Annotated in this window: 24 protein-coding genes; 11 read left to right on the forward strand and 13 right to left on the reverse strand. The window is 73.4% G+C overall.

All coding sequences use genetic code 11. The annotated features are described in order from the left end of the window. Positions 1 to 2: 2 nt before the first annotated feature. The 3 genes from paaB to paaZ are packed head-to-tail and all read right to left on the reverse strand — an operon-like array spanning position 3 to position 3,249. The gene (gene paaB / locus AL2_RS02890) at positions 3 to 287 is read right to left on the reverse strand and encodes a 1,2-phenylacetyl-CoA epoxidase subunit PaaB (protein WP_067628830.1); all 285 of its coding nucleotides are present in this window, start codon (positions 285 to 287) and stop codon (positions 3 to 5) included. Next, the gene (gene paaA, locus AL2_RS02895) at positions 287 to 1,216 is read right to left on the reverse strand and encodes a 1,2-phenylacetyl-CoA epoxidase subunit PaaA (RefSeq protein ID WP_067628832.1); all 930 of its coding nucleotides are present in this window, start codon (positions 1,214 to 1,216) and stop codon (positions 287 to 289) included. Before paaA ends, paaB begins: the two co-directional genes overlap by 1 nt. Continuing rightward, entirely contained in the window at positions 1,213 to 3,249 is a 2,037-nt protein-coding gene (gene paaZ, locus AL2_RS02900) for a phenylacetic acid degradation bifunctional protein PaaZ (protein ID WP_067628833.1), read from the reverse strand. Before paaZ ends, paaA begins: the two co-directional genes overlap by 4 nt. A 95-nt stretch (positions 3,250 to 3,344) precedes the next feature. On the opposite strand from paaZ, the gene AL2_RS02905 reads away from it, so the two are divergent. Next, positions 3,345 to 3,989: a TetR/AcrR family transcriptional regulator gene (locus AL2_RS02905; protein WP_067628835.1), complete on the forward strand. Its 645-nt coding sequence runs from the start codon at positions 3,345 to 3,347 to the stop codon at positions 3,987 to 3,989. On the opposite strand, the gene AL2_RS02910 is transcribed toward AL2_RS02905, so the two are convergent. The 3 genes from AL2_RS02910 to pdhA are packed head-to-tail and all read right to left on the reverse strand — an operon-like array spanning position 3,986 to position 7,409. Beyond that, entirely contained in the window at positions 3,986 to 5,296 is a 1,311-nt protein-coding gene (locus AL2_RS02910; protein ID WP_083945872.1) for a dihydrolipoamide acetyltransferase family protein, read from the reverse strand. The two genes, AL2_RS02905 and AL2_RS02910, sit on opposite strands and share 4 nt — an antisense overlap. Beyond that, positions 5,293 to 6,297: an alpha-ketoacid dehydrogenase subunit beta gene (locus AL2_RS02915; protein ID WP_067628837.1), complete on the reverse strand. Its 1,005-nt coding sequence runs from the start codon at positions 6,295 to 6,297 to the stop codon at positions 5,293 to 5,295. Before AL2_RS02915 ends, AL2_RS02910 begins: the two co-directional genes overlap by 4 nt. Then, positions 6,294 to 7,409 carry a pyruvate dehydrogenase (acetyl-transferring) E1 component subunit alpha gene (gene pdhA / locus AL2_RS02920; RefSeq protein WP_067628839.1) on the reverse strand — a complete coding sequence of 372 codons (1,116 nt, stop codon included), beginning with the start codon at positions 7,407 to 7,409 and terminating at the stop codon, positions 6,294 to 6,296. The genes AL2_RS02915 and pdhA overlap by 4 nt, the downstream gene beginning before the upstream one ends. A gap of 108 nt (positions 7,410 to 7,517) precedes the next feature. Here pdhA and AL2_RS02925 point away from each other — a divergent pair, with 108 nt between their 5' ends. From AL2_RS02925 to AL2_RS02935, 3 genes are all read left to right on the forward strand, one after another. Continuing rightward, the gene (locus tag AL2_RS02925; protein ID WP_067628841.1) at positions 7,518 to 8,033 is read left to right on the forward strand and encodes an Lrp/AsnC family transcriptional regulator; all 516 of its coding nucleotides are present in this window, start codon (positions 7,518 to 7,520) and stop codon (positions 8,031 to 8,033) included. Positions 8,034 to 8,090: 57 nt separating this feature from the next. Continuing rightward, positions 8,091 to 8,894: an SAM-dependent methyltransferase gene (locus tag AL2_RS02930; protein WP_281181566.1), complete on the forward strand. Its 804-nt coding sequence runs from the start codon at positions 8,091 to 8,093 to the stop codon at positions 8,892 to 8,894. Positions 8,895 to 8,958: 64 nt separating this feature from the next. After that, positions 8,959 to 10,506, forward strand: coding sequence for a class I adenylate-forming enzyme family protein (locus AL2_RS02935; RefSeq protein ID WP_067628845.1), 1,548 nt, complete (start codon positions 8,959 to 8,961; stop codon positions 10,504 to 10,506). Here the strand turns inward: AL2_RS02935 and AL2_RS02940 are convergent. The 7 genes from AL2_RS02940 to AL2_RS02970 form a co-directional block, all read right to left on the reverse strand. Next, the gene (locus AL2_RS02940; protein WP_067628846.1) at positions 10,491 to 11,291 is read right to left on the reverse strand and encodes an SDR family NAD(P)-dependent oxidoreductase; all 801 of its coding nucleotides are present in this window, start codon (positions 11,289 to 11,291) and stop codon (positions 10,491 to 10,493) included. The two genes, AL2_RS02935 and AL2_RS02940, sit on opposite strands and share 16 nt — an antisense overlap. A 15-nt stretch (positions 11,292 to 11,306) precedes the next feature. Continuing rightward, a complete protein-coding gene (locus AL2_RS02945) occupies positions 11,307 to 11,642 on the reverse strand; it encodes a YnfA family protein (protein WP_067628848.1) in 336 nt (111 codons plus the stop codon). A gap of 9 nt (positions 11,643 to 11,651) precedes the next feature. Then, complete coding sequence (locus AL2_RS02950) at positions 11,652 to 12,410, reverse strand: MerR family transcriptional regulator (protein WP_067628849.1); 759 nt, start codon at positions 12,408 to 12,410, stop codon at positions 11,652 to 11,654. A 34-nt stretch (positions 12,411 to 12,444) separates the two neighbouring features. Further along, positions 12,445 to 13,665, reverse strand: a complete 1,221-nt coding sequence (gene efeB / locus AL2_RS02955) for an iron uptake transporter deferrochelatase/peroxidase subunit (RefSeq protein WP_067628851.1) — start codon at positions 13,663 to 13,665, stop codon at positions 12,445 to 12,447. A gap of 3 nt (positions 13,666 to 13,668) precedes the next feature. Further along, on the reverse strand, positions 13,669 to 14,121 hold the full coding sequence (locus AL2_RS02960; RefSeq protein ID WP_067628852.1) for a copper chaperone PCu(A)C: 453 nt from the start codon (positions 14,119 to 14,121) through the stop codon (positions 13,669 to 13,671). Further along, positions 14,118 to 14,813, reverse strand: coding sequence for an SCO family protein (locus AL2_RS02965; protein ID WP_083945873.1), 696 nt, complete (start codon positions 14,811 to 14,813; stop codon positions 14,118 to 14,120). The genes AL2_RS02960 and AL2_RS02965 overlap by 4 nt, the downstream gene beginning before the upstream one ends. A gap of 80 nt (positions 14,814 to 14,893) precedes the next feature. Beyond that, complete coding sequence (locus tag AL2_RS02970) at positions 14,894 to 15,508, reverse strand: hypothetical protein (protein WP_067628854.1); 615 nt, start codon at positions 15,506 to 15,508, stop codon at positions 14,894 to 14,896. A gap of 211 nt (positions 15,509 to 15,719) precedes the next feature. Between AL2_RS02970 and AL2_RS02975 the strand changes: the two genes are divergently transcribed. From AL2_RS02975 to AL2_RS03005, 7 genes are all read left to right on the forward strand, one after another. Next, entirely contained in the window at positions 15,720 to 17,342 is a 1,623-nt protein-coding gene (locus AL2_RS02975; protein ID WP_067628856.1) for a peptide chain release factor 3, read from the forward strand. Between the two features lie 175 nt (positions 17,343 to 17,517). Next, positions 17,518 to 18,936, forward strand: coding sequence for a cytochrome ubiquinol oxidase subunit I (locus AL2_RS02980; protein WP_067628858.1), 1,419 nt, complete (start codon positions 17,518 to 17,520; stop codon positions 18,934 to 18,936). A gap of 27 nt (positions 18,937 to 18,963) precedes the next feature. Next, a complete protein-coding gene (cydB, locus tag AL2_RS02985; protein ID WP_067628860.1) occupies positions 18,964 to 20,127 on the forward strand; it encodes a cytochrome d ubiquinol oxidase subunit II in 1,164 nt (387 codons plus the stop codon). Between the two features lie 2 nt (positions 20,128 to 20,129). Then, a complete protein-coding gene (gene cydD, locus AL2_RS02990; RefSeq protein WP_083945874.1) occupies positions 20,130 to 21,743 on the forward strand; it encodes a thiol reductant ABC exporter subunit CydD in 1,614 nt (537 codons plus the stop codon). Beyond that, complete coding sequence (gene cydC, locus AL2_RS02995) at positions 21,740 to 23,419, forward strand: thiol reductant ABC exporter subunit CydC (protein WP_083945875.1); 1,680 nt, start codon at positions 21,740 to 21,742, stop codon at positions 23,417 to 23,419. Before cydD ends, cydC begins: the two co-directional genes overlap by 4 nt. Before the next feature lie 79 nt (positions 23,420 to 23,498). Then, entirely contained in the window at positions 23,499 to 24,314 is an 816-nt protein-coding gene (locus AL2_RS03000; RefSeq protein WP_067628862.1) for a YwiC-like family protein, read from the forward strand. 268 nt (positions 24,315 to 24,582) lie between these two features. Next, positions 24,583 to 26,421 carry a rhamnogalacturonan lyase gene (locus AL2_RS03005; RefSeq protein ID WP_157437979.1) on the forward strand — a complete coding sequence of 613 codons (1,839 nt, stop codon included), beginning with the start codon at positions 24,583 to 24,585 and terminating at the stop codon, positions 26,419 to 26,421. Positions 26,422 to 26,643 lie beyond the last annotated feature (222 nt).

A 26,643-nucleotide genomic window follows, 5' to 3' on the forward strand; every position in this document is an offset into this window, starting at 1 on the left:
CCTCACATGTGCGGGACGTTCTCGGGGATGTCGTAGAACGTCGGATGCCGGTAGACCTTGTCGCCGCTGGGCGCGAAGAAGGGGTCCTTCTCGTCCGGGCTGGACGCGGTGATGTCCGCCGACCTCACGACCCAGATGCTGACGCCCTCGTTCCGCCGCGTGTACACGTCGCGGGCGTTCCGCAGGGCCATCTCGCCGTCGGGGGCGCGCAGCGAGCCGACGTGGACGTGGTTCAGTCCGCGCTTGCCCCGGACGAACACCTCGTACAGCGGCCAGTCCTTCTCCATCAGGCGGCCCTCCTCTGCTTCGCGGCGTGCGCGGCGGCGGCCTCGCGCACCCAGGCGCCGTCCTCGTGGGCCTTGCGGCGCCGCTCGACCCGCTCGGCGTTGCAGGGGCCGTCGCCGCTGATCACGCGCTTCAGCTCCGACCAGTCGATCGCGCCGAAGTCGTGGTGGCCGCGCTCCTCGTTCCAGCGCAGGTCCGGGTCGGGGAGCGTGACGCCGAGCGCCTCCGCCTGCGGGACGGTCATGTCCACGAACCGCTGCCGCAGCTCGTCGTTCGTGTGCCGCTTGATCTTCCAGGCCATCGACTGCGCGGTGTGCGTGGAGTCGGCGTCCGGCGGGCCGAACATCATCAGGGACGGCCACCACCACCGGTTCACGGCGTCCTGCACCATCTCCCGCTGGGCCTGCGTGCCGCGCATCAGGGTCATGAGCAGCTCGTAGCCCTGCCGCTGGTGGAACGACTCCTCCTTGCAGATCCGGATCATCGCCCGCGCGTACGGGCCGTAGGAGCTGCGGCACAGCGGCACCTGGTTGCAGATCGCGGCGCCGTCCACCAGCCAGCCGATCACGCCGACGTCCGCGAACGTCAGCGTCGGGTAGTTGAAGATCGACGAGTACTTCTGCTTCCCGGAGATCAGCTTGCCGGTCAGGTCGGACCGGTCGGCGCCGAGCGTCTCCGCCGCCGAGTACAGGTACAGGCCGTGGCCCGCCTCGTCCTGGACCTTGGCGAGCAGGATCGCCTTGCGGCGCAGCGACGGCGCGCGGGTGATCCAGACGCCCTCCGGCTGCATGCCGATGATCTCGGAGTGCGCGTGCTGGGCGATCTGCCGGACCATCGTCGCCCGGTACTTGTCGGGCATCCAGTCGCGCGGCTCGATCCGCTGGTCGCGCTCGATCGTCCGCTCGAAGTGGTCCTGCGTCTCCTGGGTCATACCGCCTCCTGCTTGGCCACCAGGGTCAGGACGTCGTACGTCGCGACGACGGCGCCGTCCTGCCGGGTGACCTCGGTGTCCCAGCGGACCTCGCCGTAGGCGGCGTTCTCGCGCGGGGTGATCTGCTTGGCGGTGAGCTTCACCGTCAGCTCGTCGCCGGGGAACGTCGGGGCCTGGAACCGCAGGTTCTCCAGCCCGTAGTTCGCGAGGACGGGACCGGGCTCCGGCGACACGAACAGGCCCGCCGCGAACGAGACCACCAGGTAGCCGTGCGCGACCCGGCCGCCGAAGAACGGGTTCGCCTTGGCGGCCTCCTCGTCCATGTGCGCGTAGAAGGTGTCGCCGGTGAACTCGGCGAAGTGCTCGATGTCTTCAAGGGTGACGGTGCGGGGGCCGGCGACGACGGTGTCGCCGATCCGCAGCTCTTCGAGGTGCTTGCGGAACGGGTGGACGTCGCTCTCGGTGCGGGACGTGCCCGGCGTCCAGCGCCCGGTGATCGCCGACAGCATCGACGGCCCGGCCTGCACGGCGGTGCGCTGCATGTGGTGCATGACGCCGCGCATGCCGCCCATCTCCTCGCCGCCGCCCGCGCGTCCCGGCCCGCCGTGGACGAGCCCCGGCATCGGCGAGCCGTGCCCGGTGGACTCCTTCGCGTCCTCCTCGTTGAGGACGAGCAGCCGCCCGTGCCACGGCGCGGCGCCCAGCACGACGCGGCGCGCGAACCCGGCGTCGGCGGTGACGACCGAGCCGACCAGGCTGCCCAGCCCGCGGGCCGCCAGCGCGACGGCCTGCTCGGCGCCGTCGTAGGGGAGCAGGGTGCTGACCGGGCCGAACGCCTCGACCTCGTGCGGCTCGGCGCGGCCGGTGTCGTCCACGCGCAGCAGGATCGGCGACATGAACGCGCCGCGCTCGGCGTCGGCGCCGATGACCTCGACGTGGTCGGGGTCGCCGAACACGATCTTGCCCGCGTCCAGGAGCTTCTTCAGCTGCCGGCGGACCTCGTCGCGCTGGTCGAGGGTGGCGAGCGCGCCCATCCGGACGTCCGGGTCGGACGGGTCGCCGATCTTCACCCGCGCGAGCCGGTCGCCCGCGGCCTGGGCCACGTCGTCCATCAGCTCGGACGGGACCAGCGCGCGCCGGATGGCCGTGCACTTCTGGCCGGCCTTCACCGTCATCTCGGCGACGAGCTGCTTGACGAACAGGTCGAACTCGGCCGTTCCCGGACGGGCGTCCGGGCCGAGGATCGAGCAGTTCAGCGAGTCGGCCTCGGCGTTGAACCGGACCGACCGCCCGGTCACGACCGGGTGCGCGCGCAGCAGCCGACCGGTCGCGGCCGACCCGGTGAAGGCCAGGACGTCCTGCTCGGTCAGGTGGTCGAGCAGGTCGCCGGGCTCGCCGCAGACGAACTGGAGCGTCCCCTCCGGCAGGATGCCCGACTCGATGATCAGCTCTAGCAGCCGCGCGGACAGGTACGCCGTCTGCGGCGCGGGCTTGATCAGGCTGGGCATGCCGGCGAGGAACGCGGGCGCGAGCTTCTCCAGCGGGCCCCACACGGGGAAGTTGAACGCGTTGATCTGCACGGCGACGCCCTGCAGCGGCGTGCAGATGTGCCGTCCGGCGAACGTGCCGCCCTTGCTCAGCGGCTCCACGTCCCCGTCGACGAGGACGGTGTCGTTGGGCAGTTCGCGCTTGCCCTTGCTCGCGTACGCCAGCAGGACGCCGATGCCGCCGTCCACGTCGATCTTCGAGTCGCCGAGGGTCGCGCCGGTGCGCGCCGACAGCGCGTACAGCTCGTCGCGGTGTTCGCGCAGGTGGAGCCCGAGCTTCTTCAGCAGCGCGGCGCGCTGGTGGAACGTCAGCTCGCGCAGGGCCGGGCCGCCCGTCCGGCGTCCGTGCTCCAGCGCCGCGCCCATGTCGATGCCGGACGAGGAGATCCGCGCGACCTCCTCGCCGGTGACGGCGTCGGCGAGCGGCGCGCCCCCGTCCGGCGGAACATGCCGGGCACCGGACACGTAGCTGGGCAGCGGAGCCATCCGACCTCCTCGAATTACTGACCGTCCGTTCAGTCAGATATTAACCCGGGGGAGGGGCCCGGGAGAAGAGCTGGGACGGCTCCGGCGCTGCGATAATGACCGCCGTGAGCACTGTGGGCGGCGGGCGGGCGAACCGGCGGGGACGGCCCGGCTACGACCGGGAGTCGCTGCTGCGGGTCGCGGTGACGGTGTTCAACGAGCGCGGCTACGACGGCACCAGCATGGACGACCTGGCGAAGCGGCTCGGCATCGGCAAGTCCGCGATCTACCACCACGTCTCCGGCAAGGACGAACTGCTCCAGCTCGCCGTCGACCGCGCGCTCGACGGGCTGTTCGCCGCCGCCGCGGAGACCGCGGCCGTGGAGGGACGCGCCATCGACCGGCTGGAGCACCTCGTCCGGGCCAGCGTCGCCGTCCTCGTCGAGCAGCAGCCGTTCGTCACCCTGCTGCTGCGGGTGCGCGGCAACACCGCCGTGGAGAAGCGGGCGCTGGCCCGCCGCCGCGAGTTCGACCACCTGGTGTCCGGGCTGGTCGCGGAGGCCGAGGCGGACGGCGACATCCGCCCCGACGTCGCGCCGGCGATCGCCGCCCGGCTGCTGTTCGGCCTCGTCAACTCGCTGATCGAGTGGTACCGGCCGCGCGGCGGCGCGAGCGGGGAGGAGATAGCCGACGCGCTCTGCAAGGTCGCGTTCGACGGCCTGCGCAGCGGTCGGCGGACCGCGCCGCCGCACGGCGGCTAGCGGTGGGTGACCAGCACTTCCGGACGTTCCACGCAGTCGGCGACGAACCGCAGGAAACCTCCGGCGACGCCGCCGTCGCAGACCCGGTGGTCGAAGGTGAACGACAGCTGCGTCACCTTGCGCAGCCTCACCTTCCCCTTGTGCGCCCACGGCTTCTCGGCGATCCGCCCGACGCCGAGCATGGCCGCCTCGGGATGGTTGATGATCGGGGTCGAGCCGTCCACGCCGAACACTCCGTAGTTGTTCAGCGTGAACGTGCCGCCGGTGAGGCCGCTCGGGGCCAGGCGCCCCTCGCGGGCCTCCTCCGTGCGCTCTCGCAGCGCGGCGGCGAGTTCGGCCAGCGTCATCTGGTGCGCGTCGCGGACGACCGGCACGACCAGGCCCCGGTCGGTCTGCGCGGCGAACCCGAGGTGCACGTGCGGCAGCTGGACGATCTCCTGCCGCTCGGTGTCCACGTAGGCGTTGAGCTCGGGGAAGCGCCGGAGGCCGGTCAGGCAGATCGCGGCGAACAGCGCCAGCATGCCGACGTGCGCGTCCGGGTCGGCCTCCTGGATCTTCTTCTTGAGCTTGACCAGGCGGGTCGCGTCCACGTCGACCCAGGTGGTCGCGTCCGGGATCTCATGACGGCTGCGGGACAGCTTCTCCGCCATCGTCCGCCGGACGCCCTTCAGCGGGATGCGCACGGCGTCGGTCTCCTCCGGGCCCGGCGCCGGTGTGGCTTCGGCGATCGCCTTCTCCACGTCCCGGCGTAGAACGACCCCGCCGGGACCGGTCGCACTGAGCACGCCGACATCGATCCCGTTCTCCCGCGCCAGCCGCCGCACCACCGGCGAGATGACCCGCACCACTTCGTCGCGCGACGGCGCCGCCGGAGCGGCGGGCGCGGCGGGAGCGGCGGGAGCCGGACGGGCGGCGCGGCGGCGGGAGCGCCGCGTCTCGGACGTCCCGTAGCCGACCAGCACGTTCCCCGAGCCGGCGCGCTCCTCCTCCCGGTACCGCTCGGCGGCCGGATGCCCGGCGGTCACGGCGATGAGGGGGGAGCCCACGTCCACGACCGTGCCGGGCTCGGCGTACAGCTCGGTCACGGTGCCGGCGACCGGGATGGGGACGTCCACGGCGGCCTTCGCGGTCTCCACCTCGACGATGATCTGGTCGACGGTGACGGTGTCGCCCACCGAGACCTTCCACTCCACGACCTCCGCCTCGGTGAGGCCCTCGCCGAGGTCGGGCAGCTTGAAGACCGTCGGGCCCGCGCCCGCATCCCGCGGAGGGACGGCCGCCCGCACCTCCGTGTTCGCTTCGCTCATGCCGCACCGCCGAGGTAGCGGGTGTCGGGCCGGTCGTCGCGCTGGAGGCGGTCCAGCGCGTCGAGGACGCGGTCGACGTTCGGCAGGTGGTGGTGCTCCAGCATGGGCGGCGGGTACGGGATGTCGAACCCGGTCACGCGCAGCACCGGCGCCTGCAGGCTGTGGAAGCAGCGCTCCTGGACGCGGGCGGCGATCTCCGCGCCGACCCCCGCGAACCCGGCGGCCTCGCTGATGACGACGCACCGGCCCGTCTTGCGCACGGAAGAGGCCACGGTCAGGTCGTCGAACGGGACGATCGTCCGCAGGTCGACGACCTCCAGGTCCCAGCCCTCGCCGGCGGCGGCGCCGGCCGCCTCCAGCGCGACCGGCACACTCGGCCCGTACGCGACGAGCGTCGCGTCCCGGCCGGGGCGGCGGACGGCGGCGCGGCCGAACGGCTCCGCCCGCTCCAGCCGCTCGACGTCCGACTTCGACCAGTACAGCTTCTTCGGCTCCATGAACACGACCGGGTCCGGGTCGTCGATCGCCTCCCGCAGCAGGGAGTACGCGTCCTCGACCGTCGCCGGCGTGACGACCTTCAGGCCCGGGGTGTGCGCGTAGTACGCCTCGCTGGAATCGCAGTGGTGCTCGACGCCGCCGATCCCGCCCGCGTAGGGGATGCGGATGACGATCGGCAGCTCGACCCGCCCGCGCGTGCGGTTCCGCATCTTCGCGACGTGCGAGGCGATCTGCTCGAACGCCGGGTAGGCGAACGCGTCGAACTGCATCTCCACGACGGGCCGGAAACCGCCCATCGCCATGCCGACGGCGAACCCGACGATGCCCGCCTCGGCGAGCGGCGTGTCGAAGCAGCGGTCGTCGCCGAACTTCGCGGCGAGGCCGTCGGTGACGCGGAAGACGCCGCCGAGCGTGCCGACGTCCTCGCCGAACACCAGGACCCGCTCGTCCTCGTCCATCGCTTCGCGGAGCGCCGTGTTGAGCGCCTGGGCCATCGTGGTCATGACAGCGCCTCCTCGGCCTCGATCTCGGTCCGCAGCTGCGCCCGCTGCTCGTCCAGCTGCGGGTCCGGGGTGCCGTAGACGTGGTCGAACAGCCCCATCGGGACGAGTTCGGGGTCGGCGTTCATCCGGTCCCGGAGGCGTCCGGCGAACTCCTCCGCCTCGGCGGACGCCGCCGCGACGTCCTCGTCCGAGAGGTGCCCGCGCCGCCGCAGATACGCCTCCAGGCGGGCGATCGGGTCGCGCTTCCGCCATGCGTCGGCCTCGGCGTCCGTCCGGTAGCGGGACGCGTCGTCGGCGTTCGTGTGCGATTCGAGCCGGTACGTGTGCGCCTCGACCAGGAACGGTCCACCGCCCGACCGGGCGTGCTCGACGGCCGCCGCCAGCACCGCCAGCACCGCGACCGGGTCGTTCCCGTCCACCCGTTCGGAACGCACCCCGTACCCGATGCCCTTGTAGGCGAGGGAGGGCGCGGCGGTCTGCCGTTCCAGCGGCACCGAGATGGCGTACTCGTTGTTCTGGACGAAGAAGATCACCGGCGCCTTGAAGACGGCGGCGAAGTTGAGCGCCTCGTGGAAGTCGCCCTCGCTGGTGGCGCCGTCGCCGACGCAGGCGAGCGCGACCCGTCCCGTCCCCTTGCGCTGCTCCGCGTACGCGAGCCCCGCCGCGTGGACGGTCTGCGTCCCGAGCGGCGTGCACTGCGGCGCCGTGTGGTGGAGCCGCGGGTCGTACCCGCAGTGCGCGTCGCCGCGCAGCAGCGACAGCACCTCGACCGGGTCGATGCCGCGCGCCACCAGGGCCATCGACTCCCGGTAGGTGGGGAAGAACCAGTCGCCGTCCGCCAGGGCGAGCGCGGCGCCGACCTGGCACGCCTCCTGCCCGTGGCTGGACGGGTACACGGCCAGCCGGCCCTGCTTGGTCAGCGCGGTCGCCTGCGCGTCGAACCGCCGCCCGACGACCATCGCCCGGTGCGCCCGCCGGAGCAGCTCCGGATCCGGCACCGCGTAGCGCTGCCTCCCGCGTACCGCCGCGCCGCCGTCGGTCAGGAACCGCACGGGCTCCGCCGAGGGGAGCAGCGCCTCAACCCGGCCCGCCTCAATCCGACCCGTCGCCATCCGCCTCCACCTCCGCACTCGATCGGTGCTAGGAATATGAACCAGGTCGGCCATAGGTCTCAATAGACGACCAAAACACGGGACGATCGGCTGAGCAGGGGAGCTCGTATGGACCATCTGTCTCCAGAACCCGCGCCGCCTCCGGGCCCCGACGGACGTTCGGCGGCGCCCCTCGACGACCTCGACCATGCGATCATCCGCGAGCTGCGCGCGGACGGGCGCATCTCGATGCGGGCCCTCGCCGAGAAGGTCAGCGTCTCCCGCTCCAACGCCTACACGCGGGTGGAGCGGCTCATCGCCGACGGCGTCGTCACCGGGTTCACCGCGCAGGTCGACCCCGTCCGCGCCGGGCTGGGCACGGCGGCCTACGTCCTGGTCAACATCGAGCAGAACTCCTGGCGCAAGGTCTCGGCCGAACTCCGGAAGGTGGCCCATATCGAGCACCTCGCCTTCGTCGGTGGTGACGTCGACCTGGTCATGCTGGTCCGCACCCCGGACAACGCCTCGCTGCGCGACATCGTGCTGGCCCGCATCCATGCGGTGGAAGGCGTCCGCGCGACCCGCACGTGGCTGATCTTCGACGAGATTCCGGCCGAACCCGCCGAGCACGAGAGGCGTTCATGATCGCGTAGCCTGTCAGGGGCCGGGAGCCCCCCGCACTCGCGGCTGTGAGGAGAAAAGGTGGCAGCTGAGAGGCCGCAGCCGAGCAGTTTCGATCCGGACGTCCCGAATATCGCCCGGATGTACGATTATTATCTGGGCGGCAAGGACCATTACACCGCCGACCGCGCGGCCGCCGACGCGGCGATCGCGGCCGATCCGACGCTGGTCACGCTGATCAGGGAGAACCGCGCCTTTCTCGGACGCGCGGTGCGGTATCTCGCCGAGCAGGGCATCGACCAGTTCCTCGACATCGGCACCGGGCTGCCCACGCAGCAGAACGTCCACCAGATCGCGCAGTCGGTGAACCCCGCCGCCCGCGTCGCCTACGTCGACTACGACGGGCAGGTCGTCGCGCACGGCCGCGCGCTGCTCGCCGCCGCCGAGGGCACCCGGATGATCGTGGGCGACGTCCGCGACCCGCGCGAGATCCTCGCCGACCCCGAGGTGCGGCGGCTGCTCGACTTCGGCAGGCCGATCGCGCTGCTGCTGGTCGCGACCCTGCACTTCATCCCGGACGAGGACGACCCGCAGGGCATCATGGCCGAGCTGCGCGACGCGCTCCCGTCCGGCAGCCACCTCGTGCTGACCCACGCCTCGGCCGACGGCGTCCCCGACGTGGTCGCCAAGGTCGTCGAGGTCTACAAGCGGACGAACGCGCCCGGCACCCCCCGCACCCGGGAGCAGGTGACCGCGCTGTTCGGCGACTTCGAGCTCCTCGACCCGGGCCTCGTGTGGGCGCCGCTCTGGCGGCCGGAACGGTCCATCACACTGGCGGAGGCGCTTCCGGTCTGGTTCTACGCGGGTGTCGGCCGTAAACCCTAGCCATGGGCAGAACGTCCTGGATGCGTGATCGTTGGGGCGGGACGGGCCACAAAGGGGAGGCGGCATGCGGGCGGATACGGTCGGGGCGGCGCTGGCGGACGCGGCGGCACGCGAGAAGGCATTCCTGCACGACGGTGACGGCGCCATCACGTTCGCCGAGTTCGACGAGCTGACCGACCGTGTCGCGGGCGGGCTGCTCGCGCGCGGAATCAAGCGCGGCGACCGGATCGGCCTGCTCGGCCTCAACACCCCGCAATGGCTCGCCGCCTTTTTCGGCGCGGCGCGGATCGGCGCCGTCATCGTCCCGCTCAACGTCCGCTATCGGGAACGCGAGCTGTCGTACATGCTCGGCCAGAGCGGCGCGCGAATGGTCATCAGCACCCCCGCCATTCCGGATTTCGACTTCGCGGCCTTCTTCGAGAAGTTCCGTCCGCAGGCACCGGGCGTGACCGATCACCTCTTCTTCGGCGCGGACTTCGACGAGCTGGCGGCGGCGCCCGCCGACCCGGCCGGGCTGGAGGCGGCGCGCGACGCCGTCACCCCGGCCGACCCGCTGATGATCCTCTACACCTCGGGGACCACCGGACGCCCCAAGGGCGCGGTGATCACGCACGGCAGCATCCTGGCCTCGGCGCGCGCGCAGGCCGATCACTTCGAGATGACCGACGCGGACGTGCTGCTGGGACATCTGCCGCTCAACCACGTCGGCGGCATCACCTGCACGATCATGGCCGCGCTGGTCAGCGGCGGCTCCGTGGCGCTGCTGCCCGCGTTCTCCCCGGACGGCGCCCTGCGCGCCATCGAACGGCACGGGGTGACGTTCCTCGGCGCCGTCCCGACGATGTACGTGCTGATGCTCGGCCGCCCGGACTTCGCCGACCATGACGTCTCGTCCGTGCGGCTGTGCATGGCGGGCGGCTCCAACGTGGAACCGGCGCTGGCGGAGTCGATCCGGCGCGGCTTCCCCGGCGCGCCGCTGTACGGCCTGTACGGCCTGTCGGAGTCGTCGGGCGCCTGCGTTCTGTCGCCCCTGGACGACGCCCCGGAGACCGTCGCCCGCACCCTCGGCGCGATCATCGGCGACTTCGAGGCCCGCGTGGCCGGCCCGGACGGCGCCGTCCTCCCGCCCGGCGAGACCGGCGAGCTGCAGATCCGCGGCGGCTGCGTGGCCGCCGGCTACTGGGACATGCCCGCCGAGACCGCCGAGGTGTTCCTCCCGGACGGCTGGCTCGCGACCGGCGACATGGTCGAGATGGAGCCGGACGGCCATCTCGTCCTGCGCGGCCGGAAGAAGGAGATGTACATCCAGGGCGGCTTCAACGTGTACCCGGTCGAGATCGAGAACGTGCTGACCGCCCACCCCGGCGTCGCGATGGCCGCCGGGATCGGCGTCCCCGACGACGTGCTCGGCGAGATCGGCCGCTTCTACGTCGTGCCGCGCCCCGGCGCCGAGCCGCCCACGGAGGACGAGCTCACCGCCTACTGCCGCGAACGCCTGGCCGACTACAAGGTGCCCCGCCAGTTCGTCATCACCGCGGAGGTCCCGCTGACCCCGGTCGGAAAGATCCACAAGGCGCGGTTGAAGGACGACCACGTTCAGGGCAGCCGGTAGGCGCGGCGGAGCGCGATGTCGACGAGCCGCTGCGGCGCCAGCGTCTTGAGCCGGGGCACCACGAAACTCTGGCGGCCGGCGCCGTAGCGTCCGCGCGGCGCCGGCCGGGTCGCGGCCTTCCAGATGATCCGGGCCGCCTCGCGCGGGTCCTCCCCCTTCCGGAGGGCGCTGTGGAGGGTGGCGCGGGCGCTCTCCCGAGGCCCGTAGTAGTCCGCGATGGCGGCGCCGGTGGCGGTGGACCCGTTCAGCACCGCGGTGGTGAACACGCCCGGCTCGACCAGGCACACCTTGATCCCCAGATGCCACACCTCGTGGCGCAGGGACTCGGTGTAGCGGGCGAGGGCGGCCTTGGACGCGGCGTAGAAGCCCTCGCCCGGCTCCCCGACCCACGCCGCCAGCGACCCCACGTTGACGATGCGGCCCCGGCGGCGTTCGCGCATGCCCGGCAGGACCGCGTTGACGAGGCGGACGGCACCGAAGAAGTTGGTCTCGAACACGGCTCGGGCCTCCTCCGGTGAGGTCTCCTCGGCGAAGCCCTCATGCATGACGCCCGCGTTGTTGATCAGGATGTCAAGGCCGTCCACCTGGGCGAGAACCTCGCCGACGCACTCCCGCACGGACGCGTCTGAGCGCACGTCCAAGCGGAGCATCCGCACCCCGCCCTCGTCCGGGCGTACCTGCCGGGACGTGCCGAACACGCGGGCGCCGCGCTCGGCGAACAGCAGCGCGGTGGCCCGTCCGATCCCGGACGAGGCGCCGGTGACCAGGACGTTCGTCGATGACATGAGGGGCCTTCCAGGTCAGTGGCCGCGCGGGGCGTACATGATGACGGCCATGCCGGCGAGGCAGACCAGCGCGCCGGCGATGTCGAAGCGGTCCGGGCGGTAGCCGTCGGCGACCGCGCCCCACAGGATCGACCCGGCGACGAAGATCCCGCCGTAGGCGGCGAGGACGCGGCCGAAATGGGCGTCCGGCTGGAACGTGGCGGCGAAACCGTACAGGCCGAGCGCGATGACGCCGGCGCCGGCCCAGATCCACCCCCGGTGCTCGCGCACGCCCTGCCAGACCAGCCAGGCGCCCCCGATCTCCAGGACGGCGGCGACGGCGAACAGGGCGATGGAGCGGGCGACGAGCACGGCGGCGTCCTAGGTCGAGGCGGTGAACAACGCGTCGATCAGTTCGGCGGCGTCCGCGGGGGCGCGCACCTCCAGCTGAACGACGTCACCATCGAAGCAGAGCCGGAAGCCGAAGAACGGGCAGCACCGCTGCTCGGCCGCGGCCAGCTCGGCCACCGCCGCGGCCCTGCCTGCGGGCAGGGTGACCCGCACCCCGTCGCCGGTCTCCTCCACCCGGCCGGCCCCGACGACGGCTCGCCACTCGGCGGCCCGCTGAGCCACGCCGTCCCCGTTGAGCGAGCAGGCGATCGGCGGCTCGTCCCCGTCGCCCAGGGGGCGAGTTTCCTGGGCGGCGGCCGCCGCCGGTTCCCCGGCCTCGGGCGGGCCGGAGGGGAAGCCGCATTCGGCGTCGCAGGGGTCCGCCCGGTCGGGCAGGGCGTCCAGGTGGTGCAGGACGTCGTGCAGGGAGCGGGTGAACGCCTCCAGTTCGGTGAGGCGCTGCTCGGACTCGGTCAGGCGGGCGGCCACGCGGGGGCGCAGGTCGGCCTTCACGTCGGCGCACGCGCCGGACTCCCAGACCGTGAGCAGTTCCCCGATCTCGTCCAGGGGGAGACCGAGGTGCTTGGCCGAGCCGATGAACGCGAGCCGCGTGACCGAGTCCTCCCCGTACGCCCGGTAGCCGGACGGGGAGCGGTCCGCGGTCAGCAGGCCCGCGCTCTCGTAGTACCGCAGCGTCGTCGCGGGGACGCCGCTGCGCTCGGCGAGCTGTGAGATCAGCATCGTCGTCATGCTTCGACGCTAAACCTTCGACCCGGCTCGAAGGTCAAGCCTCCAGCAGCGATTGCCCGACATAGCCGCCGGGCACGGCGCCGCCGGGCACGGCGAAGACCGCGCTGGACTCGTGCCGCAGGTAGCGGGTGAGGCCGTCCGCGCCGTCCAGCTTGCGCTGCACCTGGATGAAGCCGGTCGTCGGGTCGGCCTGCCAGGCGATGAACAGCAGCCCGGCGTCCGGCGCGCCGTCCGGGCGCAGACCGTCGTGGTAGGAGAACCCGCGGCGCAGCATCGCCGCGCCGCCGTTGGACGACGGCGCGGCCACCCGGACGTGGGCGTCGCCGGGGATGGCGAGCGACCCGTCCGGCCGGACCGCGCCGAGGTTCGGCGGCGTGGTCTCCGTCCCGCCGGACAGCGGGGCGCCGTCGGACTTGCGGCGGCCGATGACCCGCTCCTGACGGGCGGCGGGCAGCCGGTCCCACGCGTCCAGCAGCATCCGGATGCGCCGGACGATCGCGTACGAGCCGCCGTTCATCCACGCGTGCGGGCCGCCGGCGTCCGCGACGAAGACCTTGGCGTCGTACTCGGTCGGACGGGGGTTGCCGGTGCCGTCGACCTGCCCCATCAGGTTGCGGACGGTCTTCGGCCGGTCGGTGGCGCCCGGCGCCCGGTTGAAGCCGCTCATCATCCAGCGGACCTTCGCCGTCCTGGCCGCGCCCTTCTCCAGCATGCGCAGGGCATGGACGGCGACCAGCGGGTCGTCCGCGCCGATCTGCACCCACAGGTCGCCGTCGCCGCGCGAGCGGTCGAGCGCGTCGGCGGCGAACGGGGGCATCTCCACCAGCGCGTCCGGCATGCGGTCCGCCAGCCCGGTCTTGCCGAAGAAGGACCGGCCGAAACCGAACGTCACGGTGAGCGAGGACGGCCCGGCGTCCAGCGCGACCTGGTCGTCGCCGGCGGGCGGGCGTCCGGCCGTCATCGCCTCGGCCGCCGCCGACCAGCGCCGCAGCAGCGCCGCCGCGCCGGCCCGTCCGGCGCCGGGCCGCAGATCGAACGCGGCCAGGTGGCCGCATGCCTGGGCCGGTGTGGTGATCCCGGCCTGGTGCCGCCCGTGGAACGGGACGGCGGTCGCTCCGACCGCGGTGAGCGGCGGGCCGTCGCCGCCCGCCCGGTGCTGCCCGGCCAGGCCGCCGGCGGCCAGCCCCGCGACGCCGGCGCCGCCCGCCGTGCCGAGGACCCACCGCCGGGTGACGCCGCGTGTGCGTTCTTCCATCGGTCACCGCTCCCCGGGCCGGTAACCGGCGGGGCGGACGGGCGCCCGCACGGTGATCGGCGCGGACGCGGCGAACCGCAGGGTGAACGTGACGGTCTCGCCCGTCTTCGGCTTGCGGTTCAGGCCGACGAACATCACGTGGTAGCCGCCCGTGCGCAGCACCAGCCGGCCGCCGGCGGGCACGGCCAGCGGCCCGGCCGGGGCCATCGACCCGTTCGGCTTCGTGGTGTGGACGGTGACGTGCTTCGCGAGGTCGCTGGTCACGGAGGTCAGCGTGTCGCCGTCCGTCCCGGTGTTGGCGATGGTGACGTATCCGGCCGTCATGTCGGACATCGGCGGCTCCTTGACGTAGGCGCCGCTCACCGCGAGGCGCGGCCCGTCCGGGTCGTCCGAGCCGCAGGCGGCCGTTCCGGCGGCGAGGATCAGCGCCGCGAGCGCGGCGGCGGGCCGCTTCACGGTGCCCCCTCGATGATCTCCGGCAGCTCGGCCGAGTACTGCGCGGTGCTGGTCCCCGAGGTGAAGAGCATGTGGACCTTGTCGTCGGACGGGGAGAACACGACCACCTGCGCGCCGTGGGTGACGTCGTAGCTTCCGTCCGGGTTCTTCTCCGGCTTCTCCACGGCGATGCCGAGGCCGCGGGCCGCCTTCTGGATCGCGCCGAAGTCGCCGCTCAACCCGACGAAGCGCGAGTCGAACGCGGCGAGCCACGCGTGCAGCCGCTTCGGAGTGTCGCGCGCCGGGTCGGTGGTCACGAAGATGACCCGCAGCTTCCGCTGCTCCGCCTCCGGCAGCTTCTTCACCGCGTTGGCGATGTCGGCCATCGTCGTCGGGCACACGTCCGGGCAGTGGGTGTAGCCGAAGTACATCAGCACCGGGTGGCCCGCCGTCCGCTCGACCAGGTCGAACGAGCGCCCCTGGTCGTCGGTCAGCGTCAGGTCGGGTTTGGGCAGCGGCCGGTCGAGCCGGATCGCGCTGCCGGACGGGGACGAGGCCGCCGCGGCGGCCGGGCGGCTTGCGGACGGGGTGCCGCCGCACGCGGCCGCGGTCAGCGAGACCGCCGCGGTCAGCGAGACCGCCGCGGCCGCGACGGCCAGCCGGGCGGCCGCGGTCGTCCGGGCGCCCGCGGTCGGGCGGGAGGGGGCAGGCATGAAGCCTCCAGGAATGAGGAGCGTCGGCGACGCACGGTCGAGCACGCCGCGCCCACCGGGACACGGCGTCAGGGATCAGCTCAGGCGATCGCCGGGACGGGCGGGCCGCGCCGGACCACGGCATGGTCCAGCAGCGGGGTCTCGCCCCGTCCCGTCTCCGCATCGGTGCGGTGGCGCGTCCGGACGCGCGCCTCCGGCGGCCGGACGACCGCGCGGCGCACGAAGACGAACGCGAGGAGGGCGCCGGCCGTCCGGCGCGAGACCCGCACCAGCCGCCACACGGCGGCCTCTCCGCGATGCAGGACCCAGCCGAGCAGGAACGCGGCGGCCAGGTGCACGGCGAACATGCCGGGTCCCGGCATCAGCTCGGCGCCCATGCCGTGATGGCCGGGCATGACCGGGCCGGACGGCGCCGGTGACTGCCCGAAGCAGAACACCGCGTGCAGGACCGTCTGCCCGCACAGCAGCATGGCGATGATGGCCGGTCGCGACCGCTCCCGTCCCGCCAGCGGCGCCGCCAGGCACAGGGTGACGGCCCACCCGGCGAGCAGCGACCACCACGGGACGCCGGCCCCGGAGGCCGCCGCGTGCGCGGACGCCGACACGGCGGCGCACACGGCCGCGAACGCCGCCGACCTCAGCAGCCTCATACCGCCGTCGGCGCGCATCCTGTCGGTCGTGGTGTCCGGACGCATGGTGTACTACGAACCGTAGTACATGTCCGGGCGCCCTCCTCCGCGACCCCCGAAGCCGCGAAAGCCCTGGCAGCGGTACATTCCGCCCCGGGCACCCGGCGGCGCGACCATTGCCTCATGCGACACTTGGCCGGCACCGCGGCCGCGGCCCGTCAGGGCGGCGGCGGCACATAAACTCGGACGGGCAGTTCGGACGGGGAAAGGGGCCGCGGTGAGCGGCGGTACGGCGACGCCGGGAGACGCGGCGGCACGGGACATCGCGGCGCAGGCGGCGCGGCGGCGGACGTTCGCGATGATCAGCCATCCGGACGCGGGGAAGTCGACGCTGACCGAGGCCCTCGCGCTGCACGCGGCGGCGATCGAGCAGGCGGGCGCCGTGCACGGGAAGGCCGGGCGCGGCGGCGTCCGGTCGGACTGGATGGACATCGAGCGGTCCCGCGGCATCTCGATCACCTCGTCGGTGCTGCGGTTCGAGTTCGGCGGCGCGCTGCTGAACCTGCTCGACACCCCGGGCCACGCCGACTTCTCCGAGGACACCTACCGGGTGCTCGCGGCCGTCGACGGCGCCGTCATGCTGCTGGACTCCGCGAAGGGCCTGGAGGCCCAGACGCTGAAGCTGTTCGACGTGTGCCGGCACCGCCGCATCCCGGTGATCACGTTCGTCAACAAGTGGGACCGGCCGGGCCGCGAGCCGCTGGAGCTGCTGGACGAGGTCGAGCAGCGGATCGGGCTGCGCCCGGCCCCGCTGACCTGGCCGGTCGGCGCCGCGGGCGACTTCCGCGGGCTGATCGACCGCGCCGGCGGCACGTTCACCCGGTTCCGCCGCACCCCCGGCGGCGCCACCCGCGCGATCGAGGAGCGGGTGCCCGCCGAGCAGGCGGCGCGCGAGGAGGGCGACGCCTGGCGGGCCGCGGTCGAGGAACTGGAGCTGCTGGACGAGATCGGCGCCGTCCTCGACATGGACGCCTTCCGCGCCGGCGTCTGCACGCCCGTCCTGTTCGGGGCGGCGCTGCCCAACTTCGGCGTCGGCGCGCTGCTGGAGACCGTGCGGAGGCTGGCGCCCGCCCCGTCCCCGCGCGCCGACGCGGGCGGCGCCGAGCGTCCGGTGGAGGCGCCGTTCGCCGGCCAGGTCTTCAAGGTGCAGGCCGGGATGGACAAGGCGCACCGCGACCGGCTCGCGTTCATCCGGGTGTGCTCGGGCCGGTTCGAACGCGGCATGACGCTCACCCACGCCCCGACCGGGCGTCCGCTGGCGACGAAGTACGCGCAGACGATGTTCGGCCGCGACCGCTCGACGGTGGACGCCGCCTACCCCGGCGACGTGATCGGGCTGCCCAACACCTCCGGCCTGACCGTCGGCGACACCCTCTACGCGAGGAACCCGGTGGAGTTCCCGCCCATCCCGGCGTTCGCGCCCGAGCACTTCATGGTGGTGCGCGCCAAGGACAACGGGCGCGCCAAGCAGTTCCGCCGCGGCATCGAGCAGCTCGGCGGGGAGGGCGTCGTCCAGGTGCTGCGCAGCGACCTGCGCGGCGACCAGGCGCCGGTGCTGGCGGCGGTAGGGCCGCTGCAGTTCGAGGTGGTCAGCGCCCGGATGGCCGACGAGTTCGGCGCGCCGGTCGAGCTGACCCGGCTGGAGTACTCGACCGCGCGGCTCACCGACAAGGAGTCCGCCGAGACGCTCGCCGGCCGGCGCGGCGTCGAGGTCCTCGCCCGCCCGCTGGACGGCTCCCTGGTCGCGGTGTTCACCGACAAGTGGCGGCTGCGCGCCCTCCAGCGCGAGCACCCCGACCTGACCCTCACCGCGATGCTCGCCGCCGGCATCCAGGACTGACGCGGCGGCCGACGGGCCCGGCCGCCGCCCTCACTGTGCGGGAACTTGATCAACGATTGACCGGCGCTGGCCTTTCCGGCCCGTCCGCGGGGGAACGCTGGTCGGTACATCCCCATGCAGACGGCCGGCCATCGTGCTCTGCCGCCGGCATCTCCGGCGATGAGGAAGGGGCCCGGTGGAGACGACGGCGGTCCTGGACCGATGGCAGTTCGCGGTCACCATCGTGTACCACTTCCTGTTCGTGCCGATCACCATCGGCCTGGCCTGGTTCGTCGCCGGGATGCAGACCGCCTGGCACCGCACCGGCAAGGAGCACTACCTGCGGATGACGAGGTTCTTCGGGAAGCTCTTCCTGATCAATTTCGCGCTCGGGGTCGTCACCGGGATCGTGCAGGAGTTCCAGTTCGGCATGAACTGGTCGGTCTACTCCCGGTTCGTGGGATCGGTCTTCGGGGCGCCGCTGGCGATCGAGGGCCTGGTGGCGTTCTTCCTGGAGTCGACCTTCATCGGGCTGTGGATCTTCGGCTGGGACCGGCTCTCCCCGCGCGTGCACCTCGCGATGATCTGGCTCGTGGTGGCGGGCACGACGTCGTCCGCCTACTTCATCCTGGCGGCGAACACCTGGATGCAGCGCCCGGTCGGCTACGCGATGCGGGACGGGCGCGCCGAGATGACCTCGCTCGGCGACGTCCTCCTGCAGCCGCTCCAGATCACCCACTTCTTCCACACGATCGCCGCGTCGCTGATCACGGCGGGCCTGCTGGTGATCGCCGCGTCCGCCTACCGGCTGCGCAGGAAGCGTCGCGAGGGCGAGGGCGCGGGCGACCCGGACGCGACGCTGTTCCGGGCCGCCGCGCGCGGAGCGCTGTGGGTGACGGCCGCGGCGTCCGTCGTGGTGATCGGCGTCGGGCACTTCCAGGCGCAGATCCTCGTCAAGGACCAGCCGATGAAGATGGCCGCGGCCGAGGCGCTCTACGAGACGCAGGCGCCGGCGCCGCTCTCCCTGCTGGCGATCGGCCCCTGGGAGAAGCACCCGGAGCGCACCAACGTCGACATCGTCCTGCCGCACGGGCTGTCGGTGCTGTCGACCAACGACTGGAACGGCGAGATCCGCGGCATCAACGACATCCAGCGCGAGTACCGGCAGCGGTACGGCCCCGGCGACTACACGCCGATCATCGGCAGCATCTACTGGTCCTGGCGGGTGATGATCACCATCGGGTTCCTCACGCTGATCTACAGCGTCCTGTGGCTGTGGTTCGTCCGCCGCCGCGGATGGACGGGGTCCCGCTGGTTCGCCTGGACGGCTTACGCGTTCCTCGGGCTGCCGTTCCTCGCGAACACGGCCGGCTGGCTGCTCACCGAGATGGGACGCCAGCCGTGGATCGTCCAGGGACTGCTGAAGACCCACGCCGCGATCTCCCCGAGGGTGGGGAGCGGCCAGGTGATCGCGACGTTCGCCGGATTCGGGGCCGTCTACGGGGTGCTCGCCGTGATCATGGGCTGGCTGATGGTCCGCGCGATCAAGGCCGGCCCGGAACGCCCGGCCCCCGGCGTGACCCGCGAGGACGCGCTGCCCCCGATGCTCTACTGACCCGGCCCGTCGAAAGGCGCATCGCCCATGGAGACCACCGTGATGGGGACCACCGTGATGGGGACGACCGTGGTGGAGAGCACGGGGCATTTCGACCTCCAGACGCTGTGGTTCGTGCTGATCGCGGTGCTCTGGATGGGGTTCTTCCTGCTCGACGGCTTCGACTTCGGCGTCGGGATGCTCTACCCCTTCCTCGGCCGCGACGACCCGGAGCGGCACGCGCTGCTCGCCACGATCCTGCCCGTCTGGGACAGCTACGAGGTGTGGATCATCGTGGCCGGCGGCGCCACGTTCGCCGCGTTCCCCGGCTGGTACGCGAGCATGTTCTCCGGCTTCTACCTGATCTTCTTCGCGATCCTGCTCGCGCTGATCGTGCGCGGCGTCGCCGTCGAGTACCGCAACAAGCACGACGACCTGTCCTGGCGGCGCCGCTGGGACGTCGCGATGCCGATCTCCAGCGCGGCGATCCCGTTCCTGCTGGGCGTCGTGTTCGCCGCGGTCACCCAGGGCGTGCCGATGGACGCCGCGGGCGACATCACCGCCGGTGAGGCGGCGCTGTTCAGCGGCTACTCGGTGCTCACCGGGTTCGCGCTCGTCGCGGCCTTCGCGCTGCACGGAGCACTGTTCCTCGCCATCCGCACCGAGGACGGGCTGGAGGTGCGGGCGCGCCGCCTCGCACTGGCCCTGTGGCCGGTCGCGGCCGTGCTGCTGATCGCGTTCACCGTCTGGACGGCCGTGCGGGCGTACTCGACGGCGCCGTACCCGGTGCCCGTGCTCGTGCTGCTCGGGCTCGGCATCCTCGCCGCCGCCGCGTCCGGGCCGCTGGCCCTCCTGCGCCGCCCCATGGCCGCGTTCGCCGGGACGTCCGCCGCGACCGTGCTGCTGGTCGCCGCCCTGTTCGCCCGGCTGTACCCGCGCGTCATGGTGTCGTCCACGCAGGGCTCGCCGAGCCTGACGATCTACGGCACCGCCTCCAACCACTACTCGCTGGTCGCGATGACGATCGTCGCGGCGGTGTTCGTGCCCGTCGTCCTGGCGTACCAGGCCTGGGCCCTCTGGGTCTTCCGGCAGCGGCTCTCCCGCGCGGACTTCGCCCGCCCGCCGAGCCCGCTGCACATGATCACCCGGGAGCGGGGGTCGAAGCGGGGTGACGCCTCGTCCGGAGGCGCGTCCGCCGCCGGCGGGGAGTAGGGATGCGCGGGCTCGCTCCCTGGCTGCCGCGCGACGTCCCCGGCACCGGCCGCTTCCTCGCGGCGGCCGCGGCGCTCGCCGCCTGCTCCGCGGCGCTCACCATCGCCCAGGCCGTGCTGCTCTCCCGCATCGTCGTCGCGGGGTTCCTCGGGCACCGCGACGTGCGGGACGTCCTGCCGGCGCTGGCCTGCTTCGCGCTGGCCGGGACGGCGCAGGCCGCGCTCGCCTGGCTGCGGGAGGCCGGCGGCCGGCTGGCCGCGTCCCGGATGACCCGCGACCTGCGCGGGCGCGTGCTCGGCCGGGTGACGCGCGCCCGCCCCGGAGCCGTCGCGTCGGGTGAGGCGGTGACCGTCACGACCGGCGGCGTCGAGGCGCTGGAGACCTACATCGCCCGGTTCCTGCCGCAGTTGGCGACCGCCGCGCTGGCACCGCCCGCGATCCTCCTCTGGGTGGCGTTCCAGGACGTCCTGTCAGCGCTGGTCATGGCGGTCACGCTGCCGCTGGTCCCGCTGTTCGGGGCGCTGATCGGCCGGTCGACCAGGGCCCGGACGCGGGAGCGGTGGCAGGCCCTGGCCCTGATGAGCGGCCATTTCCTCGACATCGTGAACGGCCTCACGACCCTGCGCGCGCACCGCCGCGGCCCCGCCCAGGCCGCCGCGATCGCCGCCACCACCGACCGCTACCGCCGGGAGACGATGCGGGTCCTGCGGGTCGCGTTCCTGTCGGCGTTCGTCCTGGAACTCGCCGCCACCCTCGGCACGGCGCTGGTCGCGGTCGGCGTCGGCCTCCGCCTGACGGCCGGCGACCTGGGACTGCGCACCGGCCTGGCGGTCCTGGTCCTCGCGCCGGAACTCTACGGCCCGCTGCGCGCCCTCGCCGCCGAGTTCCATGCCGGCGCCGACGGCCTGACCGCGTCCCGCCGCCTGTCGGCCCTGCTGGCACTGCCCCCGGCCGTCGCGGCTCCGCGCCGGCCGCGCCCCGTCGCGTTCGGCGCCGTCCACCTGTCCGGAGTCACCGCCGGATACGACGGCCCACCCGTGCTCACGGACATCTCCCTGGAGATCCGTCCGGGCGACCGGATCGCCCTCACCGGCGACAGCGGCGCGGGCAAGAGCACCCTGCTGGCCCTGCTCATGCGCTTCATCGACCCGTCGTCCGGACGCGTGACCGTGGACGGCGCGGACCTGACCGCGTTCGACCCCGACGACTGGCGCCGCCTCGTCGCGTGGCTTCCGCAGCGCCCGCGCCTGAGCCCCGGCCCGGTCCTGGACGCCATCACCCCGCCGGAGTCCGGCGACCTGACCCCCGCCGCCGCCGCCGAACTGGCCGGCGTGACACCGCTGCTGCACCGCACCGTCGGCGAGGCCGGCGCGGGCCTCTCCGCCGGTGAGCTGCGCCGCCTGGCCCTCGCGAGGGCGCTGGCCCGCCCCGCCCCGCTCCTGCTCCTGGACGAGCCCACCACCCACCTGGACTCCGCGGCCGCCGAAACCGTCACCGAAGCGATCCTCGCGCTGCCCCGGCGCACGCTGGTCGTGGCGACGCACGACCCGCGCCTGGCGTCCGCCGCCGACCAGGTCGTCGACCTGGCCGCCGCCCGCGCGGGAGCCCTCACATGACCGGCCGTCCGCTCGCCGGGCCGCTGGTCGCGGCGCGCCCGGTCGCGCACCGGTTCGCGGGGGCGGCACTGTGCGGTGTGCTCGCCACCGGGTCGGCCGTCGCGCTGATGGGCGCCTCCGGGTACCTCATCTCACGCGCCGCGCTTCGCCCCGAGGTCATCGCGCTGGCCGTGACGATCACCGCGGTGCGCGCACTCAGCCTGTCGCGGGCCGTGTTCCGCTACGCCGAGCGCCTCGTCTCCCACGACGCGACCCTGCGGCTGCTGCGGGAGCTGCGGGTGCGGTGGTTCCGGCGGCTGGAGCCGCTCGTCCCGGCGGGCCTGCCGGGCGCCCGCTCGGGCGACCTGCTCAGCGGGTTCGCCGCCGACGTCGAGGCCGTCCAGCACCTGTACCTGCGCGGTCTCGCCCCGCCGCTCGTCGCGCTCGCCGCCGGCGCCGGGACGGTCGCCGCCATCGCCCGGCTGCTGCCCGCCGGCGGGCTCTGCCTGGCGCTCGGGCTGCTGCCGGCGGCGCTCGTCCTGCCCGCCGCGACCGTCGCGCTCACCCGCGCCGCCGCGTCCCGCCGGGCCGCGGCCCGCGCCGCGCGCGACGCCGAGACCGTCGAGCTCCTGCACGGCGCGCCCGACCTGGTCGCCTTCGGCCGGGCGGGCGACCAGCTCGCCCGGATCGCCGCCGCCGACGCCGCCCTGGCCCGGACGGCCCGCCGCGACGCCCTGACCGCCGGGTTCACCACGGCGGCGACCACCTTCCTCACCGCCGCGACGACCCTGGCCGTCCTGGTCGCGGGCCTGCACGCCGTCCACCGGGACGCGCTGCCGGGCGTGCTGCTCGCCGCCGTGGCGCTCGCGGCCACGGCCGCGTTCGAGGCCGTCCGCCCGCTCCCGGAGGCGGCCCGCGACCTGCTCACCGCGCACGGCGCCGCCGCCCGCCTCGCCGCGCTCACCGACCACCCGGCGCCCGCCGCCGAACCGCCCCGGCCGCTGCCCGCCCCTCGCGGCGACCTGCTGCGCGTACGGGACGTCCGCGCCCGCTACGCGCCCGGCTCACCCTGGGTACTGGACGGCGTCGACCTGGACCTGCGGCCCGGCCGCCGGATCGCGCTGCTCGGCCCGAGCGGCAGCGGCAAGAGCACCCTCGCCCACCTGCTGGTCCGGTTCCGCGACCCCGACCGGGGGCGCATCACCCTCGATGGCCACGACCTGCGCGACTACGCCCAGGACGACGTCCGTCGCGTGGTCTGCCTCGTCGACCAGCACGCCCACCTGTTCGCCACCACGATCCGCGCCAACGTGGCCCTTGCCAGGCCGGACGCCGGGGAGTCCGAGATCGCGGACGCGCTGCGCCGGGCCCGCGCCTGGGACTGGATCCGCACGCTGCCGGACGGCCTGGACACCCACGTCGGCGAGCACGGCACCCGCGTCTCCGGCGGCCAGCGCCAGCGGATCGCGCTGGCCCGCGCCTTCCTGTCCGGCGCCCGCATCCTGATCCTCGACGAGCCCACCGCCCACCTCGACCCCGCCACCGCGCGCGAGCTGCTGGCGGACGTCCTGGCCGGCACGTCCGGCGCGGGCCTCCTGCTGATCACCCACAGACCCCCGCCGCCGGACACCGTCGATCAGGTCCTGCACCTGGAGGCCGGGCGCCTCCGTGAGGCCGGCGAGCTCGGCGCATCCTGAGGGATTCGGCAGCCGGGCCCGACATGACGTAGTTTTTACACTGCCATGCTGTATTAACTCCGCCTCGGGGGTGGGATCGATGGCAGGAAACGCCGCGGCACCGGCGCCGGACGCGTCCGGCCGCGCACCTTCGCACCGGGCGCCCTCCCGGCGCGCACCCGGGACGCGCCGGGCGCCCTCCCGGCGCAGGCGCCGCTGGGTCCCGCCGCAGCACGGCGCGTGGGCGATGCTGCTCGTCCCGTACCTGGCGGGGCTGCTCACCGCCGGGTTCGCCTGGCCCGACCTGCCGCTGCTCGTCGCGTGGATCGCCGGGTACCTGCTGTCGTACTACGCGCTGCTCGCGGTCAAGACCCGCCGCCTCGGCAAGTTCCGGCCCCAGGTCCTCGTCTACGGGGGGACGGCGCTGGCCGCCGGCGCGACGGTGCTGCTCGCCCGCCCGGAACTGCTGGCGTTCGCACCGGTCTTCGCCGTGGCGCTGCTGGTCAACGGCCTGTTCGCGGCCCGCCGCGACGACCGGGCGCTGCTGAACGGGCTGGTGTCGGTCGCCGCCGCCACGCTCATCCTGCCCGTGGTCGCGGTGGTTGCCGGGGAGTCCCCCTGGAGCACGAACGAGGTCGCCGCGGTGACGTTCCTGTACTTCGCCGGGACGGTCCTGTTCGTCAAGTCGTGCATCCGCGAGCGTGACAACGCCGGGCTGTACGCGATGTCGGCCGGCTTCCACGTCGGTGCGGCCGTGGTGGCGGCGTGGCTGAACCCCGTGTACGCCGTCCCGTTCACCTGGTACCTGGTCCGGGCCGTCGTGCTGCGCCGCCGCCAGTACTCGGCGAAGCAGATCGGGATCGTCGAGATCGCGTCCTCGGCGCTGCTCCTCGCGGCCGCCGCCATCGCCGCCTGACACCTCGCGGGACCAGAGCCATTTTCTCTACCGGCGGCTGTGATTTATGCCACCGACCCGGGGTCGCCCAGTCGCTTGACGGGTGATTCTCGCCCGGCCGGCGGGTGGATGCGGGGGGCGCACCGGCGGTGGCGGCCGACCGGTGGTGATTGCGAAAGGAGTGTTGACGGCCGTCCGCGCCGCTCCGTACGGTCAATCGGAAAGCGCTTTCTCGTGAGCCCCCCGCCAACCCCCGAGGGAGTCCCCCGTGAGACCTCCAGGCCGACGCATGCGGCCCCCCGTCCGCCATCTCCTGCTGCCCGCGGCCGTCGCCGCGGCGGTCGCCGCGACCCTGCCCGGCGTCGCGGCCGGCGCGGCCCGGCCCGAGGCCGCGCACCTGGCCGCCGCCGCCCGCCAGGCGGAGGACCTCGACCGCGGGCTGATCAGCGTCCGGTCGGGCGACGGCAACTACGTCGGCTGGCGCCTGCTCGGCACCGACCCGGCCGGCACGACGTTCGCCCTCTACCGGGGGTCGTCCAGGATCGCCACGGTCACCGGGTCGACCAACTACTGGGACCAGGGCGCACCGGCGGACGCCTCCTACACCGTCCGGCCGATCGTGAGCGGCGGCGAAGGGGCCGCCTCGGAGTCGTCCCTGCGCTTCGGCGACGGGTACCTGGACGTGCCGATCCAGCGGCCGGGATCGGAGTACAGCGCCAACGACGCGAGCGTGGGCGACCTCGACGGCGACGGACGCCTGGAGATCGTCCTCAAGTGGGACCCGTCCAACTCGAAGGACAACTCGCAGAGCGGCTACACCAGCGACGTCTACATCGACGCCTACCGGCTAGACGGCAGCCGCCTGTGGCGGATCGACCTCGGCCGCAACATCCGCGCTGGCCAGCACTACACCCAGTTCCAGGTGTACGACTACGACGGCGACGGCCGCGCCGAGATCGCCATGAAGACCGCGGACGGCACCGTCGACGGCACGGGCAGGGTCATCGGCGACGCGGGCGCCGACTACCGCAACTCCAGCGGATACATCCTCAGCGGACCCGAGTACCTCACCATGTTCGACGGCCGGACGGGCGCGGCGATGCAGAGCGTCGACTACGTCCCGCCGCGCGGCAGCGTCTCGTCCTGGGGCGACTCGTACGGCAACCGCGTCGACCGCTTCCTCGCCGGCACCGCCTACCTGGACGGATCCCGGCCCAGCCTGATCATGGCGCGCGGCTACTACACCCGCACGGTGATCGCCGCCTGGGACTGGCGGGACGGGCATTTCACCCGCCGCTGGACGTTCGACACCAACAGCTCCACCAACTCCGGCCGGGGCTTCGACGGCCAGGGCTCGCACAGCCTGTCCGTCGGCGACATCGACCAGGACGGCCGGGACGAGATCGTCTACGGCGCGATGGCGGTCGACGACAACGGCTACGGCCTGTGGACGACCCGCACCGGCCACGGCGACGCGCAGCACCTCGGCGACTTCGACCCGGCGCGGCCGGGGCTGGAGTACTTCAAGGTCAGCGAGTCGTCCGGCCAGCCGTCCTCGCTCTACATCGACCCTCGCAACGGGCAGATCCTGTGGCAGACCTCGCCCTGCTGCGACAACGGGCGCGGCGTCGCCGGGGACATCTGGAACGGGCGGATCGGCGCCGAGTTCTGGTCGTCGGGGGTCTCCGAGCTGCGCAGCGTCACCGGCAACAACGCGGGTCGCAAGCCGTCGTCCGCCAACTTCCTCGTGTGGTGGGACGCCGACCCCGTCCGCGAACTGCTGGACGGGACCCACATCGACAAGTACGGCCCGTCCGGCGACACCAGGCTGCTGACCGCCTCGGGCGTGCACTCGAACAACGGCACCAAGTCCGTCCCGTCGCTGAGCGGCGACCTGTTCGGCGACTGGCGCGAGGAGGTCGTCTGGCCCACCGGCGACAACACCCGGCTCCGCATCTACACCACGCGGGACGTCACCGACCGCAAGCTTTACACGCTCCTGCACGACACCCAGTACCGGACGGCCCTGGCCTGGCAGAACACCGCCTACAACCAGCCGCCGCACCCGAGCTTCTTCCTGGGCGACCGCATGTCCGCTCCGCCTCAGCCGCAGATCTACGTGCGCTGAGACCCGCAGGAGCCGAAAGAGCCGAAAGAGCCGGGAGAGCCGGGAGAGCCGACGCCGCTCTCCCGGCTTTCTCATGTGCGGGCAGATGATGCCAATGGACGGCCCGGTGCCCGGTAGATCCTGCCAATATCCGGGACGCCGCGAGACTCCCCATGCCCCGCGCCCCTCCATCGCCGGGTGGCAGCGACACACCCCCATGACCACCCCGCCCGAGCAAGGACC

Source organism: Actinomadura latina NBRC 106108, assembly GCF_001552195.1.
GTDB classification, from domain to species: Bacteria; Actinomycetota; Actinomycetes; order Streptosporangiales; family Streptosporangiaceae; genus Spirillospora; species Spirillospora latina.